This window comes from Rhizobium sp. LjRoot98, from assembly GCF_964252935.1.
GTDB lineage: Bacteria > Pseudomonadota > Alphaproteobacteria > Rhizobiales > Rhizobiaceae > Pararhizobium.
Map to the genome: position 1 here is coordinate 221,108 of NZ_CAXUPW020000002.1, position 18,712 is coordinate 239,819.

The window sequence follows — 18,712 nt, forward strand, 5'->3', positions numbered from 1 at the left end:
GATACGATGCCACTGAAATAGGATAGGCAGCCGCCAATGCAAGCGGCCTGCGCGCATATCAACCCGTGCTAGAAAGCGGTTGGCCCGGTCCTATGGCAGCGCGCATCTGGGCTGCGGCGCCGGCAAGGGCGCGGGCGCTGGCAACAGATGCGGCATGAAGGCTTCCGGCCATGCTCAGCCCGTCACGTCCCAATGCCTTTGCCTCATAAAGTGCCACGTCCGCCTGTACCATGGCATCGGACAACGAGCCGCCGGGATCGACCATGGCTATGCCGATGCTGACCGTCAGGCCAATTTCCAAGTCACTGTTGGTCTGCACGGGGGTCGTTCTGACAGCGGTGCAGATCGCCTCGGCAATCTCCGCCACCTCCAACCGGCCAGCGCCGGCAAGGGCGATACCGAATTCTTCGCCGCCCAGGCGCCCGAGGATACCCCGGCCTGCCAATGTCGCGTGAGCGATCCGGGTGAAGTGGACAAGGGCTGCGTCTCCACCGGCATGCCCATGAAGGTCATTGATCTGCTTGAACCTGTCCAGATCCAGCAGCATGAACGCCGTCTGCTGCCGGGATCCCGTGGCCGCCGCAAACATGCGCTCGAACGCGGTCATGAAGGCGCGGCGTGACAGGGCACCGGTCAGGTCGTCATGGGCGATCATGTGGCGGAGATTGGTGATCATCCAGCCATGCAGCATCAGGATGATGCCCAGAAAGAACAGCGGCATGATCAGCAGGCGTGCCGCAAGGAAGGCTGTCGCCCACATCGGCGGAGCAAGCATACTGTTCACAAGGTCGAAGCCGGTCATGGCCGTTACGACCCGAAAGGCATGAAGGAGAGCGACCAGGAAAGCCATGACGCAGCAAAACAGCATGTATGGTGCGATCGCCCGTTCCTCTGGCCAATGGCGCAGGATGGTCGCGCCGATGAGAACGCAGATGAGGCTCAAAAGCCCGTTGCCGATCACGATGCGTGCCAGGTGACTATGAGCGCCGTGGCTGAAGAACAGTAGTGCTGCGGAGACACCTGCAAGGCTGACGGCGATCAGCCATGCTCCGGGGAGCGTGCAGCCCAGGAACTGCCGAAAGCCGCTGAGCATCACAAGTCCGGCGGCGACTATCAGTATCCCGCCGGCTACCGTGTGAAACCACACAGGAACGATGCTGGCCGTCAGGGCCACAGATGCCGCAAGTGCTGTCAAAAAACACGCTGCACTGAAGCTTGCGACCCCCGGCACGCCGGTTTTGCGCAGCGACAGGAGCACGGGAAATGTGACCAAAAGGGAAATGACTGCAATAGCGGAAAGAAAGCTCATAGGCGCGGATTCCTGCCGGGTGGTGCTCAAAAAAGTTTGGTCCGGTGAAGCGGATAAGGCCAAATTCGTAGTCTCAGCGACTTAATTTTTTTAATCGAAAATCGCAGCAATTTTAATCAGTCCGGCAATAGGGTGCAATTTCCACGGGTATACGTTGCGTGAATCGGGAAATGCCTCCGGGCTCCTCAAATCCAGGCTGCCCCGATGTTCCGTCAGGCTCCAAAACGCCCCGGCGGCAGGGGATAGAGGAAAAATCCAGCGCGTAAGAAACGGGTGGCGCGAATGCGCAACTCAAAGGATAACTGTGACCCTAAGCTGCAGAAATCGCCATGCCGAAGGCGGCGCCGTCTCCTCGTTCCAGGCGGCCTGGATCACGCATGTTGCCGGGCCAGGAGCAGGCTGCTGCCGATAAAAACCACGGATCATGTGAGCGTCTCCTTATTCTCGCCAAAAATAAAAGCTCTGAGACCGGACGCAAATGCAGTTTTTTGAGCTTCAGGTTGAACGCAGGCGTTGATGCGCCGGAGTTCCAACTGATTGCCAGACCATGATGTCCTGGGCGGGGAGGGTTGTCCTCATCGCTTTTTTGCCTGCGGCAGGTGCCGCTCTCCTGTGCCCACCATGCTCCCTGATTTTCTTGGAGCCCGTGTAAAGGAATTGGTTACCATACTTTGTCATTCTTTTGATCGACCGGCAGGCCCCGGCAAGCGCGCAATTTGGCGCAAACTGGGCTTTGGACCGGCCTCGGCGGCAATGTGCCTTGTTGCTCTCCGATTGAGTAATGCGTTTCGGGTAACGAGTATCATGGCGTTTGCAGCAGAAAAATGCAGTCATCCCGCATCTTCCGGCCGACCGGGCGCGCGTTCCAGGCCGTTGTCGCGTTTGCTCGCGGGGGCGACCGTTACCGGCATCGGCATTGCCGCTTCCATATGGATGGTCGCGACTTTCGCGGCGATGCAGGGCATGGGCTCGTCACTGCCGTCCAACAAAGGTCCGCGGCTTGAGGCTTCATTGGGGCTCAAACCGATCATCCACGCCACCCCGCAACAGCGTGTTGTACATCTTTCCAAGTTTTCGCGGATCACCGTTCTGCCGCGTATGAATCTCGTCGCCACGGCGGTTCCGCAAAAGAGCCTGGCCGCAATCGCGATGGCCAAGCCCGCTGTGGATTTTGCCGAAAAGACGCAGGTTCTGGCGCTGGCGACGGCTGCTGCGGCCAGAGGCGATGCGATCATTACCGGCTCGACGCCGGTCACGGCCAACGCGCTTGTCGAGACCGTGTCATTGAAAGAACAGGGACTTGGCAAGCCCTTCAGTCTGGTCATGCCGGAACCGGCATCGTCGCTGAACGGCATGCTTCCTGATCTCGGACCGGTGCCATTGGCGAAACCGCGCGGCATCGCCGATGCCGTCCGCAAGTCCGATGACAAGGCAACGAAGCCGGCAGCCAAGGAGCTTGCCTACGCCAAGCCTGATTTGCCGATGGACGACGACAACGAGGTTCGTCCGTCGTTCCGCGGCAAGCGAGGGGTGGCCTACTATGACATCTCGGCCGGCGTCGTCTACATGCCGAACGGCGAGAGGCTGGAAGCGCATTCCGGTATCGGCAAGATGCGCGACAATCCCGATTACGTTCACGTCAAGATGAAGGGGCCGACACCGCCCGGAACCTACAAGGTGACGATGCGCGAGTCGCTCTTTCATGGTGTCGCCGCAGTTCGCCTGACCCCGGTGGATGGCGTCGCGCCGCATGGCCGTGACGGCCTGCTCGCGCACAGCTATCTCCTGAGAAACCGCGGCGATTCCCATGGCTGCGTCGCCTTTGAGGAATATCCCCGCTTCCTGAAGGCGTTCAAACGCGGCGAGATCACTCATATGGTCATCGTCAAGAGCATGAAGGGTTTCTCAGCTCCCAAGCGCACCTTTGCTTCGCTGTTTTCCAAGGGCGCGTAGACCGGCGCGCTTCGATTTTCGGCAAAATCTGACGATACGCATCCAGGCCGCGAAATCTGAATGGTTTCGCGGCCTGGATGCGTTTTATCACACCATCCCCTCGCCAACGGTTTCACACACAGGGCCAGCCCAGCTTTGCCCCTCGTTTCTACGCCTCCATCTACCCATTACAGACCGAAAGACATGTCATTTAAGATATGCTAATATAAGGTATTGGGAGGGGGAAATGTTTGCTCCTTATCGAGTAGGCGTCATTGCGTTTGGTTTGCTGGCCTTCGATGTTGCGCCATTGAAGGCTGTTGAGTCGATCGGCAAGGCGGTTGAAATCAAAACTGCCGTGACGGGCACGCGTGGCGACCTGTCAATCAACGACCCGGTGTTCCAGGACGAGCGGATCCGAACGTCAAAATCGGGCCTCGGCCAGTTTATCTTCCGGGACGGGACCAAGCTCGCGGTTGGATGGGGCTCATCCGTCGTGGTCGATAAATTCGTTTTCGACGGCTCCAATTCCGTGAAGAAGCTGACAATCAAGGCTGCCAAAGGGACTTTTCGCTGGGTCAGCGGAAAATCCAACCACACAGCCTATGAAATTTTGACGCCGGCCGGGACGATCGGCGTGCGAGGAACGGCCTTCGATTTCTATATCGGTGGGGATGGGACGACGGCCGTGGTGCTGCTCGGCGGCGCGGCGAGTTTTTGTGGGGCGGGTGGTTGCCGGCAGTTGACGCGGCGTTGCGATTACGTCGTCGCCAGACGCAGCGGTGCCGTGACCGATGTCCGCCGGGTTGATCGCGGCATCTTTACCACACTTGGCACCACCAAGGCTCTGCCATTCCTGTCCGGCAGTCAAAAGCTTACCGCCAGCGGCGGTTACGGCGGTTGTGGTCTTGCGAGAGCGGTCGATATCAAGCCGAACGATGTTCCCAAGCAAGTGCGACCAACGCCCAAGGAGCAAAAACCGGACCGCGACAAGCCAGATCGTGATAAACCGGACAAGGATAAACCGGACAAGGACAAACCAGACCGGGACAAGCCGGATCGTGATAAGCCAGACCGTGACAGACCGGATCATGACAGACCCGACCATGACAGGCCGGATCATGACCGTAACCACGACAAGAACGATAGGGGCAATGGCGATCGTAACGAGCCTGACAGGCCCGGTAACCGATGACCAATGGCGCTATGACGGGGCCAGGACGACTGGGACCGGATATTCAGCGGGTAGGGCTGGAGGACGGTATTTCCGGGGCGCCACTTGCGTAGATGGGGCCATCGTCTTCCTTTTGAGCCGCGCTGTGCGAAAAATGTTCGGTCCTGCGTGAGATGCGGCGATAGAACTCTGTCAAATTGACCGGTAGTACAGTTGCCTTCACTTTTGCGGCCTGCAGGAGTTTTCGTATGACCGGGGACTTGGACGCCAGTGCTTCGATCATCTGCAGATGGATGCTTTTCAGATCGTGAAACTCTGCGGAGGCGGCGACACGGTCGTCGCCGATCACCGCGAAGGTGCGCGTCCTTGTACTCTTGCCCTTGAGCGGCAAAGCGCCGGCTTCCAGCAAGGCATAATGCGACGCGCGATCCGCGGTGCTCTCCGAGATGAGTATGTCGAAACAGACCTCCTTGCAGGCTGTTTCAATACGCGCTGTGACGTTGACGGTATCGCCAACGGCGGAATAGTTGAAATGCGTCTCCGCGCCCATATTGCCGACGCAGGCGAGGCCGGTATGAATGCCTATGCCAATACCAACGGTCCGCTCGAGTCCAAATCCGAAGGCGTCCTCGGCATTGAGACGGGCAAGGGTCTCCCGCATACCCAGCGCCGCACGGACCGCTTTCCCAGGATGATCGGTGACATCGACGGGTGCATTCCAGAAAGCCATGATCGAGTCGCCGATAAACTTGTCGAGCGTGCCTTCGTTGGCGATGACGTGACGGCTTAGCGCGTCAAGAAAGGTGTTCAGGAAGCCGACGACTTCGGCGGGCGTCAACCGTTCGCTGATCTCGGTGAAATTTCTGACATCGACAAACATTACCGTCAGTTCCCGGTCATCGCCGCCAAGACGTAGGGCGTTCTGGGTGTGCTCGATGCGATAGAGCAGTGATGGGGAAAGGTAGTGACCGAAGGCCAGCCGGACTTCGCGCCGCTCCCGGTCTATCACCAGAAACCGGAATGCCGTTGCGGCGAAATGCGTGATGGAGCCGCTGACAATGGGTGCCAGCGGGTCGAAGAGAAGCCCGCCATAGATGAATGCACTCCATGATGCGGCAAGAGCGAGCGCTGTGATCGAAAGGCCGCAGGCCAGCGCAATTGCCGGACTGAGAAAGGTGGTCAGGAAAACCAGCAGGCTGCCCGCCACCGCGATAGACAGGATTTCAAGTCCATCGGCCCAATCGGGGCGCGACAGAAAATGCCCTGACAGAATCTGCTCAACGATCTGGGCTTGAAGCGAGACACCAGGGACATTTTCGCCGAGCGCCGTTGTTCTTATGTCCTGAAGGCCGGCGGCGGACGTGCCCACGAAGATGATGCTGCCGTTGATCTTGGCTGCTGTCCCTTCCGGGATATCGCCGTCAGCCAGCAGTTCCCGCGTTGAAATATAGCGGCCGGCATTGTCAGGCGTGACATGGAGCCACAATTCTCCCGCGGCGGTCACCGGAACGACGAAGTCGCCAATCTTGATCCTGGTTATCGTGTCGGGCACATCGGCCGCATCTGCGAGCAGATAGGTGGAGGCGCCCTGGGCGACGCGCAATGCTTCCAGTGCAAGGTTTGGATAGAGTTGTTCGCCGTCGCTGAGCAGCAAGGGTACGGTGCGCACCACCGACGACGGGTCGCCGGGCGTCAGGCTGATATGCCCGAGACCTGCGGCATTGGCCTCAAGTTGCGGCCGCAGCGGCGTTGAACCGAGGATTTGCGGGGGTGCATTGAACGGCGGCTCACCGGTAAAGGCAAAGCCGGCCTTCATTTCGGGGCGGCTGTTTCCTTTGTTCGACAGTGCAAACCCGAGCACGACGGGTTTCCCGGCAATCGCTTGCGCGAAAATTTCGTCATTGTCCGGCAGTCGCGCAAGCAGCGACGGGTCGATCCCCGCGATGTCGCGAATGACGGTGCGGGGCGAAAGACGGTCGGGCTCTGAAAAGAGGATGTCAAAGGCGATCGCAGAAGCGCCCATGGCGGAAAGGCGGACGACCAGCTTAGCCATCCGATCCCGTGGCCACGGCCACTGGCCGAACTCCTCAAGCGAAGCTTCGTCTATTTCCAATACATGAACCGGCATATCCTGAAAGGTACGCGGCGCGATGCGCTGATATTCATCAAATGCGACTTCGCGGGCCTGTCGCAGCAGCGGCGGGTCGCTTGCCCGCAGGATCGTAAGGATCGCGACAATCACCAGACCGACAATGACGCCAATTTGCTGCGCGCGTGTCATGACTATGCCATCCACCCCTAAGACCGGTTGAACTTAGCACAAGCGATGACAATGGGGAAAACAGGCATATCTGGCTTTGGGAGTGCCTCCTTATGAGACAGCGGGTCAGCGCGCCCGTGTGCGCAAGGTTGGGGAATTGCCACCGCGAGCACCGTGCTTTAATCCCGTCTACACTCTCTGGGGGTGGCTTTCATGCGAATCAATGCGATCACGAATTGGGCCTACGGCGTGACAGTCGTCCTGACCGTGCTTTCGGGCGGCGCTTTCATCCTGTCCACCAACAGTGCCAACGAGGAGCGGTTGGCGGTCGAAGAGCATCTGGCGCTGGATACGCTCGCGGAAGAATTGGCGCTCGGGGCCGAGGAGCGAAGCGACGAAGCCCGTCTGTATGTCATGCGCGGTGACGAACGCCATCTGGAAGCGTTTCACGCGAAGGAAGGCGAGGAGCGCCGCCGTGAGGCGGCGATCAAGAGTATCAAGGAACAGGGCGCCTCATCCGCAGAACTGGCAGCGCTTCAAGAGGTCGAGCTGGATGCCGAGGCACTGGACAAGATCGAGGCTGCCGCTATTGGCACCTATCGCAACGGCGATCAAGCGGCAGCACGGGAGGCACTCTTTGGTGCTGAACATGAACGCCTGCAGACGGATCTGCTCGATAGTGTCGGGCGGTTTCGCGATCTGACCGGGGCCCGTACCGGCGCTGCGCTGAATGCTGCGCGGTTACGAAGCGACTGGTTCGGTGTCGTCGCCAAGACGATGCTGGGGCTGACGGCGGCACTGTTCCTCGGTGTTCTCTATTTCGTCCTCAAGCGCCGCATCGCCATGCCGCTGACGCGTATGACCGGTATCGTTACACGGCTGGCAAAGCAGGATTATGCCGTGGACGTTCCGCTGGATCAGCGCCGCGATGAAATCGGCGAAATGAACGAAGCCATCCATATTTTTCGTGCCAATGGGCTGGAACGCGACCGGCTGGATGCGGAGAGCCGGCTCGACCAGCAGACCAAGGATTTGATCCTGCAGATGATGCACCGGCTGCAAGCTTGCCAAACGCAGAGCGAACTGGCCGACGTGGTGGCGCGGTTCGCACCGCAGATATTTCCCAATCTCGCCGGTCACCTCTATGTCTTGAACGAAAGCCGGACACTGCTGTCGACCGTTGGAAGCTGGCTCGATCCGCAGCAATCGGCAGCATCCTTTGCGTCCAGCGCCTGCTGGGGACTGCGGCGGGGCCGTCCGCATCTGAGCAACCGCGGTCACAGCGACATTGCCTGCCAGCATCTCGAGGAGACCAATGTCGCCGGTCTTTGCGTACCGCTGACGGCGCAGGGCGATACGATCGGGCTTCTGTATTTCGAGGAGCGTTCCGGGGCGGTGACGGACGTCGAAACCTCACGCCTCTATCTGGAGCTGATTGCAGAAAACATCGGCCTTGCCGTTGCCAATCTTCAATTGCGCGAGAAGCTCACCCATCTTGCCGTGCGCGATGCGCTGACGGGGCTGTTCAACCGGCGCTGGCTGGATGAGACCCTCAACCGCCACGCACGCGAGGAGGCAACCGATCCGCTGGCCTGCCTGATGATCGATATCGATTATTTCAAGCGCTTCAACGACGAGTTCGGGCATGATGCCGGCGATGTCGTCATGCAATATGTGGCGCAGATCGTCATCGACACGGTGGGGGAATCCGGTAGTGCCTACCGCTTTGGCGGCGAGGAATTCACCGTGCTCCTGCCGGGGATGACTGAGGCGGCAGGCTTCGAATTTGCCGAACAGCTAAGGACCAGGATCGCGACGGCGCCCTTGTCGCACCGCGGCCGAATCCTAGGATCGGTGGCCGTTTCCATCGGCGTTGCATCCGCTCCCGCAGGCGGAACGGTGCCGACATTGCTGACGCGGGCAGATGCAGCGCTCCTGAATGCCAAGGCGAGCGGGCGCAACATGACGGTATCGGCCGGAAAATTGATCCTGGGCGACATGCAGGATTCCGCGTAGAAGCAGCTTATCTGTCACAGGCTTTCTTCACGCCGTTAGGCGGCCTGCAAAACGCCTGCCAGGCGTGGCGTTCACCTCTAAACGCAAAAACACTTTCAAAAAAAACGCATACAGTCAAAAATCGTTGGCCCGCTATGGTTTCACAACGTGCATTCGGGAGAAATGCATGGAAGCACGAACGTATTCTGGGAGGAGTGGTTTTGCTGCAGAGAAATGTTGAAACTGCACCCTTGGTGAGGCCCGAAGACGAACGGCTGGGGGCTGGCGCGACTGTGGTCTATGGACTGCAGCATGTGTTGACCATGTATGGCGGTATTGTCGCCGTGCCGTTGATCGTCGGGCAGGCCGCCGGTCTTTCACCAGCTGAAATCGGCCTTTTGATCACCGCATCGCTGTTCGCCGGTGGTCTTGCAACGCTGCTCCAGACGATCGGCCTGCCGTTCTTCGGCTGCCAGTTACCGCTGGTGCAGGGCGTTTCCTTTGCCAGTGTCGCGACCATCGTCGCGATCCTCAGCGGTGGCGGCGAGGCGGGCGGGCTGCCGGCGGTGCTCGGTGCCGTCATGGTCGCATCGTTTGTAGGTTTGCTGATCACGCCAGTGCTGTCGCGGATTACGAAGTTCTTTCCGCCACTGGTCAATGGCATTGTCATCACCACGATCGGGCTGACGCTGATGCCGGTGGCGGCCAATTGGGCGATGGGCGGAAACCGCAATGCGCCCGATTTTGGCAGTATGTCCAATATCGGCCTTGCGGCGCTGACGCTGTTGGTCGTGCTGTTGCTGAGCAAGCTTGGCAGTGCCTCGATTTCGAGATTGTCCATCCTGCTTGCGATGATCATCGGGACGATCGCCGCCGTGTTTTTCGGCATGGCTGATTTCTCCAAGGTTGGAGACGGGCCGATTGTTGCCCTGCCGTCGCTGTTTCACTTCGGCCTGCCGGTGTTTCATCTGGCTGCTGTGATTTCGATGTTGATCGTCGTGATGGTCATTCTGGTGGAGACTTCAGCCGATATTCTCGCTGTCGGTGAAATTATCGAGACGAAAGTGGATTCAAAACGGCTTGGCAACGGGTTGCGCGCCGACATGCTGTCGAGCCTGATCGCGCCGGTGTTCGGTTCGTTCACACAGAGCGCCTTTGCCCAGAATGTCGGACTGGTGGCCGTGACGGGCGTGAAAAGCCGTTATGTCGTCGCGGCTGGAGGTCTCATCCTGGTGACGCTCGGTCTCTTGCCGGTGATGGGACGGGTGATCGCCGCCATTCCGCCGTCCGTTCTCGGCGGCGCAGGTATCGTGTTGTTCGGCACGGTGGCGGCAAGCGGCATCCGGTCGCTCTCCAAGGTCGATTATAACAACAACATGAACCTGATCATCGTTGCCACCTCGCTCGGTTTCGGCATGATCCCGATCGCCGCACCGCATTTCTACCATCAGTTCCCCGGCTGGTTCGAGACGATCTTCCATTCCGGCATCTCGTCCTCGGCGATCATGGCGATTTCGCTCAACCTGTTGTTCAATCATTTCCGGACGGGAAATTCGGACCAGCAGTCCGTCTTCGTGGCGGGAACGGAACGCAGCCTGCGGTACCAGGATATTTCGGAGCTGCACGACGGCGACTATTTTCAAGGTGGCAAGCTTTACGATGCCAAGGGCAACGAAGTGCCGGTTATGGCGCAGCCGGGAGGGGCGCACGGGCATTAGGCCAGCCGGTCAGGTTTTTGAGCGGCCTTGCTTCAAGAAAGAAGCGGGCCGCGCTCTGCCGATATGGATCCTCGGGCTTGACCCGAGGATCCATTCCGAATCATGATTGCAACCATGGCGGGCTATGTCTACATCGTCACCAATCACAGGCGAGGAACGCTTTACATCAGTGTGACTTCCGATCTCGAACGCCGTATTTTCCAGCATCGAGAAGCGATGACACCTGGGTTCACCGCCAAATATGGCTGCAATCAACTCGTCTGGTACGAAGAACATTTATCCATCGGCACTGCGATCCAGCGCGAGAAATCGCTCAAGCGCTGGTACCGGCAGCGGAAGATAGAATTGATCGAGGCGATGAATCCGGACTGGCGGGATTTGTATCACGAGCTTTGGTAGGTTTGGGCGTGGATCCTCGGGGCTAGCCCGAGGATGACGGACTTGGTGTAGTCTGCGAAGATACTCAGTGTAGCCGCGGAGTTGATGAACTTGGTTGAGCCAGCGGATAGTGGACTGGTCGGTCCGGGTGCCGTTCAAGCTACCGCATCCCCAAAGCAGTCATCCTCGGGCTAGACCCGAGGATCCACCCCCACGCCTATCGGTCACACCTTCTCTACAAACCCGTCGAGCACCCGCTTCTGTCCGGCCCGATCAAAGTCAATCGTCAGCTTGTTGCCTTCGATCGCCGCAATATTCCCATTGCCGAATTTGATGTGAAACACCCGGTCGCCGACGGAGAATTTCGAGGGTTCATCGACCTTCGACTTGGCGATCAGTTCGCCGTCGATGGTACGGGCTTTGGGGCCACTTTCGCCGTAACCGATACGCTCGATGGACACGCCGGAGCGGTTGCCCCAGTTGTCGCGGGTGGCGTCGGTCTTGTTGGCCTGGGCGCGTTTCCAGCCGGGGGTGGAATAGGTGTTGGCGAACGGCTCCTGCTTGTCGAAGCGCGACTGGCCGTAGCCGCCGCGATTGTAGCCGCCGTAGGACTGTTCGGCTTCAGAGACTTCGACATGGGCCGTCGGCAGTTCGTCGAGGAAGCGTGAGGGCAGCGTCGATTGCCACAGGCCATGGATGCGGCGGTTGGAGACGAACCAGATATGGCAGCGGCGTTTTGCCCGGGTCAGGCCGACATAGGCAAGGCGGCGTTCTTCCTCGAGACCGGAACGGCCACCTTCGTCGAGCGCACGCTGGTGTGGAAACAGGCCTTCCTCCCAGCCGGGCAGGAAGACAGTCTCGAATTCCAGTCCCTTGGCTGAATGCAGCGTCATGATCGAGACCGCGTCGAGTTCGGCATTCTGCTCGACATCCATCACCAGCGCGATGTGCTCGAGGAAGCCGCGCATGCTCTCGAACGCTTCCATCGAGCGGACGAGTTCCTTCAGGTTTTCCAGTCGGCCCGGCGCTTCGGCGGATTTGTCGTTCTTCCACATATCCGTATAGCCGGACTCTTCGAGAATGGTTTCGGCGAGCTCGGTATGCGGTGTGTTTTCAAGCAACCCCTGCCAGCGCTGGAACATCGAGACGACGTCGAACAGCGACTTTCGGGGCTTGGGCTTCATTTCATCGGTTTCGATGATATCAGCCGCGGCCGCCAGCATCGGGATATCGCGCTTGCGGGCATAATCGTGCAGGGCGCGCACCGTCGTGTCGCCAAGGCCGCGCTTGGGCGTGTTGACGATACGCTCGAAGGCAAGATCGTCGGCCGGTTGGCAGACGAGACGGAAGTAAGCGAGCGCATCGCGGATTTCGAGGCGTTCATAGAAGCGCGGGCCGCCGATGACGCGGTAATTCAGGCCGAGCGTGACGAACCGGTCTTCGAACTCGCGCATCTGGAAAGAGGCGCGCACCAAGATCGCCATGTTGTTGAGCGGATGCTTGGTGCGCTGGAGTTGTTCGATCTCCTCGCCGACGGCGCGGGCTTCCTCTTCGGAATCCCAGGCGGCGTGGACCTGCACCTTGTCGTCGTTGGGATCGACGCGGTCAGTGAACAGCGTCTTGCCGAGGCGGCCTTCATTGTGGGCGATCAAATGGCCGGCGGCACCGAGAATATGTTCGGTGGAGCGATAATTGCGCTCGAGCTTGATCACCTTGGCGCCCGGAAAATCCTTCTCGAAACGCAGGATGTTGTCGACCTCGGCACCGCGCCAGCCATAGATCGACTGGTCGTCGTCACCAACGCAGCAGACGTTCTGCGGCACGCCCTTCGGCCGTTGGGCGAGCAGTCTCAGCCACATATACTGAGCGGTGTTGGTATCCTGGTATTCGTCGACGAGGATATAGCGGAATTTGTCGTGGTATTCGCGCAGGATATCCGGATTGGTGCGGAACATGCGGATCGGATGCAGCAAAAGATCGCCGAAGTCGCAGGCGTTCAGCGTCATCAGCCGGGCCTGATAGGCCGCATAGAGTTCGCGGCCCTTGCCATTGGCAAACGAGCGGGCGTCGCCTTCGGGGATTTCGGCAGGGCCAAGGCCCTTGTTCTTCCAGCCATCGATCATCTGGGCGAACTGTTTGGCAGGCCAGCGCTTGTCATCAATGCCATCGGCCTGGATCAACTGCTTGACCAGCCGCACGACATCATCGGTATCGAGGATGGTGAAGGAGGATTTCAGGCCGACCAGTTCGGCATGGCGGCGCAGGAGCTTGACGCCGATTGAGTGGAATGTGCCCATCCACGGCATGCCTTCGACGGCGCCACCGACGAGAACGCCGACACGCTCCTTCATCTCGCGGGCGGCCTTGTTGGTGAAGGTCACGGCGAGGATCTGAGAGGGGAAAGCGCGGCCGGAGGCGAGGATATGGGCGATGCGGGTGGTGAGCACGCGGGTCTTGCCGGTGCCCGCACCAGCCAGCACCAGAACCGGGCCGTCCAGCGTTTCCACGGCTTCGCGCTGTTCCGGGTTGAGGCCGGAAAGATAATCGGGCGCACGGTGCTGGTCCCGGGCGGCCATGGCACGCGCAGCGATGCCGCTAGCAGGGGCAGGCGGGGCCGGTTGCGGGCTCAGGCCACGCTGTGGACGCGGCGCCGGTTCCTCATCAAAGAAGGGAATATCGTCAAAACCATTGCTCATGCGGCTCAATGTAGTGATTCGGAGCCGAAAGGCCAGAATTCCGTTCTGCTTTTATTCCAGAATGTCCAGCTTGCCTGTGGAGACAACCGCTTTTTGGCCGCGATCAGGGTCGATGATCGGCATCGAAGGTTGGATCGACGGGGAGCTGCAGAGCGGTCGCGAGCTGGTTGGTCTTGGCGGCCAGGGCGATGACACGCAGCAGATCGGCGTGCTGTTCGGCCGTCATGCCCTTGGCTTTGGCGGCTGCCGTATGCGAATGTGCACAGTAGCCGCAGCCATTGGTGACGGAGACGGCGATGTAGAGCATCTCTTTCACGAGCGGATCGAGCGCCGACGGCGTTGCCATCACGGCTTTGACCTCGGCCCAGGTGGTTTCGAGCAGATCGGCATCGAAGGCGAGATAGTGCCACATATTGTTGATGAAATCGGATTTGCGGGTCGCGCGGATGTCGTCGAAGACGGCTTTGACGCGAGGATTGGATTCCGAATCGTGGTGTTTTGCGATGGTGCTCATGAGGCCCTCCGATCAGCCAAGGTTAGAGCCGCGAGGACGTGCTGTCGAGCGCCGGGAAGGGCGCGAGGGACCGAAAAGGGCTTTTGTTACAATTGCGTAATGAAGGCATTCTAGCATTGCCTGCAATGCAGCAAAAAGGGATAGTTGCCGCAGGAACGGGGTTCGCGCGCCAGTGTGGCCGAAACCCGCTTAATCAATTGGAGTTTTGCATGCGGCTTTGGAAGCAGCTTTTGATCTGCCTGGTCATTCTTGCCGTCGGCCTTGGCGTCTGGGTTCGCTTCGTGCCGGGTGCCACTGCAATGCTGGCCAAGGTGGGCGTGCCCGAGCAATTGCTGGCTTATGTCGCGAAACCGGCGGACGGTGCCAAGCAGGGTGAAGCACAAGGGCAGGCTGGCCGGAGCCAGGGGCGCGGTCAGGGCGGTGGTGCGCCGCTTGTCGTCACCCAGCCAGCCGATACGGCTGTTGTCAACGATCGGCTGAATGCCATCGGCACCGGCGAGGCCATCCTGTCGGTCAGCGTCACACCGCTTGCGACCGGTAATCTGACGGAAATTCTGGTGAAATCCGGCGACCGCATCGAAAAGGGGCAGGTCATCGCCAAGCTTGACAGCGACGAGCAGAAGATCGCTGCCGCGCAAGCCAAGGTCGCCCTTGATAGCGCCCGTGAAAAGGTCGAGCGCAACCGCAAGCTTGGCAATGCCGTCTCGGTTGCCATCCTGCGTGAAGCCGAATTTGCCATGCAGGCGGCTGAGCTTGCGCTGCAGACGGCGGAACTCGACCTGAAGCGCCGCGACATCGTTGCACCTTCCGGCGGTATCGTCGGTATCATCACTGCCCATCCCGGGGACTATGTCACCACCTCGACGCCGATCGCCGTGGTTGATGACCGTTCGCAGATTCTCGTCGATTTCTGGGTGCCGGAGCGGTTTTCGACCAAGGTCTCGGTTGGCCAGGATATTTCGGCTACTGCCATCGCGCTGCCGACCTCGGAGCTTTCGGGCGTCATCGACGCGATCGACAACCGTGTCGATCAGGCGAGCCGGACGCTGCGGGTCCGGGCGCGGATCGACAATCCCGATGATACGCTGCGGGCCGGCATGTCATTTTCGGTGTCGGTTCGGTTTCCCGGCGATCACTATCCGACGGTCAATCCGCTGGCGATCCAGTGGAGCGCCGACGGATCCTTCGTCTGGCGTGTCGAAGATGAGAAATCGCACCGTGTTCCGGTCAAGATCATCCAGCGCAATTCCGACAAGGTTTTGGTCGATGCAAAACTGACCAAGGGCGATGATGTTGTGGTCGAGGGCGTGCAGCGGTTGCGTGATGGCGGCACCGTTCGCCTTGCCGGAGAGCCGCGCCAACAAAAGCAGAAACCACAGCAGAGTGATCAGGAACAGAAGATCTCCGAGGCGGAGACTGCGAAATGAGTGGCGGTTCGCAGCATAAGGGTGCGGGTAGTACAGCTGGCTTCACGGCACTTTTTATTCGTCGGCCGATTTTTGCGCTTGTCGTTAATACCTTGATCATCGTCGCGGGTCTTGCCGCGTTGAACGGTATTGAAATCCGCGAATTGCCACAGGTGGACCAGCCGGTGGTCTCGGTCAGTACCCACTTCGACGGTGCCTCACCGGAAACGGTGGACCGCGAGCTGACGTCGGTGATCGAAGGCGCGGTTTCGCGCGTGCAGGGCATCAAGGATATTTCCTCGACGTCGCAATATGCGCAAAGCCGCGTGACGTTGCAGTTTTCCGACACGACGGATATCGGCCAGGCTTCCAACGATATCCGCGATGCACTTGGCCGGGTCAGCAACCAGTTGCCGGAGGATGCCGACGAGCCGCGCATCGTCAAGGCCGATGCCGACAGTCAACCGATCATGCGCCTGGCGCTGACGTCTGACACGCTGTCGATGGAAGATCTGACGCTTCTGGCCGAAAACGAGATTACCGACCGGCTTGCCGCCGTCGAGGGAGTCGCCGATGTGCAGATCAACGGCGATCAGGAAAAGATTTTCCGCATCGACATCAATCAGTCGAAGCTTGCCAGCCGTGGCCTGACGGTTGCCAATTTGCGCTCAGGCCTTGCCAGCGCGTCGCTTGACGTGCCGGCGGGGTCTTTGACCAGCGCCAATCAAGACATTTCGGTGCGCGCCACCGCCGACCTGCAAACGCCGGAACAGTTCGAAAACCTCATCCTCGGCGACAATGTCCGTCTCGGCGATATCGCCACGGTGACGCTCGGCCCGGACATAGGCACGTCGTCATTGCGCTCGGACGGTCGTCAGGGCATCGGCCTTGGTATCATCCGGCAAGCGCAGTCGAATACGCTCGATATTTCCGAGGGCGTGAAGCGGACCGTGACGACCATTGCCGAAATCCTGCCGGCAGGCACGCAGCTCAAGGTCACCAGCGATGATGCGGTGTTCATCGAAGGGGCGATCCACGAAGTCGAAATCGCACTGGTTGCATCGGTGATCATCGTGACGCTGGTCATCTACATGTTCCTGCTCGACTGGCGGGCGACGCTCATCCCGACGCTGACCATGCCGATCGCACTGATCGGCACCTGTGCGGCGATCTACCTGGCCGGCTTCTCGATCAATATCCTCACGCTTCTCGCCATCGTTCTGGCAACGGGACTGGTGGTGGACGATGCGATCGTGGTCCTGGAAAACATCGTGCGGCGGCGGGGCGAGGGCATGGGGCCGCGGGCTGCCGCCGTGCTTGGAACGCTCGAAGTGTTCTTTGCCGTTATCGCCACCACGGCGACGCTTGCGGCCGTGTTCGTGCCACTGTCATTCCTGCCGGGACAGACCGGCGGGTTGTTCCGCGAATTTGGCTTCGTGCTGGCTTTTGCCATCCTCCTATCAGCCTTCGTGTCGCTGACGCTCTGCCCGATGCTGGCATCGCGTATGCTGAAACCGCATGCCGAGAACCGTGGCCATACCGGTTTCATGGGCCGGATCGGTGCGCTCGCGGCAGCCTTCTACAAGCGCACGCTTCGCGCCTGTCTCAATTCGCCGCTGATCGTCTTCATGGTCGCGATCATGGTGACGGCGGCCGGTGGTGGCGCCTTTACGCTGTTGAAATCCGAGCTGACGCCGACCGAGGACCGGTCGCGCATCATGGTGCGGATCCAGGCGCCACAGGGCGTATCGCTGGAGTATACCCAGGCCCAGATGCGCCGGGTCGAAGATGGCCTAAAGCCGTTGGTCGATAATGGCGAGATTGCCAATGTCTTCTCCGTGTCCGGCCAAGGTGGCTCGGTCAATACCGGCTTCATGGTGCTGACGCTGGCGCCCTGGGGCGACCGCGACCGCACGCAACAGCAGATTTCCGCCGATATTACCAAGATAACCGCAAATATTCCGTCGATCCGCGCCTTCCCGATTCAGCCGAACAGCCTTGGTATTCGCGGTGCAGGCAATGGCCTGCAGGTGGCGTTGGTTGGTAACGATTACGCGAAGCTGGGTGACGCGGCGTCCAAGCTGGTGCGGCAGATGGAAGACAGCGGCCGCTTCGAAAACGTCCGGCTGAACTACGAGGCCAACCAGGCGCAGCTGTCGGTAACGATCGACCGCGAAAGGGCATCCGATCTCGGTATCGATATTGTCGGCCTGTCGGCGGCGCTGCAGGCCATGCTCGATGGCAATAGCGTGCTCGACGTCTATGTCGATGGCGAAGCCTACCCGGTCAAGCTGTTGTCGACGACCAATCCGGTCAATGACCCGACCGACCTGCAAAACATCTTCCTGAAGACCGGTGACGGCAAGATCGTGCCGATGTCGACCATTGCTACCGTCGAGGAAAAAGCCGTTGCGCCGCAATTGTCGCGCGAACAGCAGCTTCGTTCCGTGTCGCTGTCGGCCGGGCTCACCTCCGGCATTGCGCTCGGCGATGCGTTGACGATGGTCGAACAGATGGCTGAGCCGTTGCTGCCGCCGGGATCGCGCGTTGTACCGCTCGCCGAAGCCGCGACCCTGGACGAAAATGCCAACGGCATGTTTGTGACCTTCGGGTTTGCGCTTGTCATCATCTTCCTGGTGCTGGCCGCGCAGTTCGAAAGCCTGATCAGCGGTCTGATCATCATGTCGACCGTGCCGCTCGGGCTCGCCTGCGCCGTATTCGCCATGTTGCTGACCGGCAATACGCTCAATATCTACAGCCAGATCGGGCTTGTGCTGCTGGTCGGTATCATGGCGAAGAATGGCATCCTGATCGTCGAATTTGCCAATCAGTTGCGCGACCGGGGCGAGGATCTGCGCTCCGCAATCGAGAACGCGGCCAATATCCGGCTGCGCCCGGTGATGATGACAATGATCGCCACTATCGTCGGTGCCGTGCCGCTGGTGCTGGCAAGCGGAGCCGGTGCCGAGGCCCGCGTGGCGCTGGGCTGGGTTCTGGTCGGTGGTCTCGGGCTTGCAACCGTCGTGACGCTCTATCTGACACCGGTCGCCTACCTGGTCATCGCCCGGTTTACCAAGCCGCATGTCGATGAAGAGCGGCGACTGCAGAGCGAGATGCAGCATGCCGAGACGTTGCAACTGGCGGAAGCTGCGGAATAGGTGTTCGGCGGTGGCCAGCACGGTCACCGCCAACTTCCCCATCTTGCGCCCAAGGACGGCTAGGCTATTTTTCCCCTGTGTCCGGACTGTCTCACTTTGTCGCAATTCTTTGCTAAACCCGCTACGTAGCGGATGAGGTTCTGGACAAAGTGATTCCGATTTGCACAGTAGA

At 59.9% G+C, this 18,712-nt stretch carries 11 protein-coding genes; 7 read left to right on the forward strand and 4 right to left on the reverse strand.

All coding sequences use genetic code 11. The annotated features are described in order from the left end of the window. Positions 1-58 precede the first annotated feature (58 nt). A complete protein-coding gene (locus ACSQ3J_RS09655) occupies positions 59-1,309 on the reverse strand; it encodes a GGDEF domain-containing protein (RefSeq protein ID WP_060506770.1) in 1,251 nt (416 codons plus the stop codon). A gap of 804 nt (positions 1,310-2,113) precedes the next feature. On the opposite strand from ACSQ3J_RS09655, the gene ACSQ3J_RS09660 reads away from it, so the two are divergent. Then, complete coding sequence (locus tag ACSQ3J_RS09660) at positions 2,114-3,262, forward strand: DUF2778 domain-containing protein (protein WP_060506771.1); 1,149 nt, start codon at positions 2,114-2,116, stop codon at positions 3,260-3,262. A gap of 226 nt (positions 3,263-3,488) precedes the next feature. Then, positions 3,489-4,436 (forward strand): FecR family protein, encoded by a 948-nt coding sequence (locus tag ACSQ3J_RS09665; RefSeq protein WP_436039039.1) that lies wholly within the window; start codon positions 3,489-3,491, stop codon positions 4,434-4,436. Between the two features lie 43 nt (positions 4,437-4,479). Here the strand turns inward: ACSQ3J_RS09665 and ACSQ3J_RS09670 are convergent, their stop codons facing one another. After that, positions 4,480-6,696 carry a CHASE2 domain-containing protein gene (locus ACSQ3J_RS09670; RefSeq protein ID WP_436039040.1) on the reverse strand — a complete coding sequence of 739 codons (2,217 nt, stop codon included), beginning with the start codon at positions 6,694-6,696 and terminating at the stop codon, positions 4,480-4,482. A 192-nt stretch (positions 6,697-6,888) separates the two neighbouring features. On the opposite strand from ACSQ3J_RS09670, the gene ACSQ3J_RS09675 reads away from it, so the two are divergent. From ACSQ3J_RS09675 to ACSQ3J_RS09685, 3 genes are all read left to right on the forward strand, one after another. Beyond that, entirely contained in the window at positions 6,889-8,691 is a 1,803-nt protein-coding gene (locus tag ACSQ3J_RS09675) for a diguanylate cyclase (protein ID WP_060506804.1), read from the forward strand. 200 nt (positions 8,692-8,891) lie between these two features. Then, positions 8,892-10,388, forward strand: a complete 1,497-nt coding sequence (locus ACSQ3J_RS09680; RefSeq protein ID WP_244482382.1) for a nucleobase:cation symporter-2 family protein — start codon at positions 8,892-8,894, stop codon at positions 10,386-10,388. A 114-nt stretch (positions 10,389-10,502) separates the two neighbouring features. After that, positions 10,503-10,787: a GIY-YIG nuclease family protein gene (locus ACSQ3J_RS09685; protein ID WP_060506806.1), complete on the forward strand. Its 285-nt coding sequence runs from the start codon at positions 10,503-10,505 to the stop codon at positions 10,785-10,787. Between the two features lie 203 nt (positions 10,788-10,990). Here the strand turns inward: ACSQ3J_RS09685 and ACSQ3J_RS09690 are convergent, their stop codons facing one another. Then, positions 10,991-13,462 carry an ATP-dependent helicase gene (locus ACSQ3J_RS09690; protein ID WP_060506807.1) on the reverse strand — a complete coding sequence of 824 codons (2,472 nt, stop codon included), beginning with the start codon at positions 13,460-13,462 and terminating at the stop codon, positions 10,991-10,993. 103 nt (positions 13,463-13,565) lie between these two features. Further along, positions 13,566-13,976 carry a carboxymuconolactone decarboxylase family protein gene (locus ACSQ3J_RS09695; protein ID WP_060506774.1) on the reverse strand — a complete coding sequence of 137 codons (411 nt, stop codon included), beginning with the start codon at positions 13,974-13,976 and terminating at the stop codon, positions 13,566-13,568. A gap of 209 nt (positions 13,977-14,185) precedes the next feature. Between ACSQ3J_RS09695 and ACSQ3J_RS09700 the strand changes: the two genes are divergently transcribed. Next, positions 14,186-15,403 (forward strand): efflux RND transporter periplasmic adaptor subunit, encoded by a 1,218-nt coding sequence (locus tag ACSQ3J_RS09700; RefSeq protein ID WP_060506775.1) that lies wholly within the window; start codon positions 14,186-14,188, stop codon positions 15,401-15,403. Next, on the forward strand, positions 15,400-18,540 hold the full coding sequence (locus tag ACSQ3J_RS09705) for an efflux RND transporter permease subunit (RefSeq protein ID WP_060506776.1): 3,141 nt from the start codon (positions 15,400-15,402) through the stop codon (positions 18,538-18,540). The genes ACSQ3J_RS09700 and ACSQ3J_RS09705 overlap by 4 nt, the downstream gene beginning before the upstream one ends. Positions 18,541-18,712 lie beyond the last annotated feature (172 nt).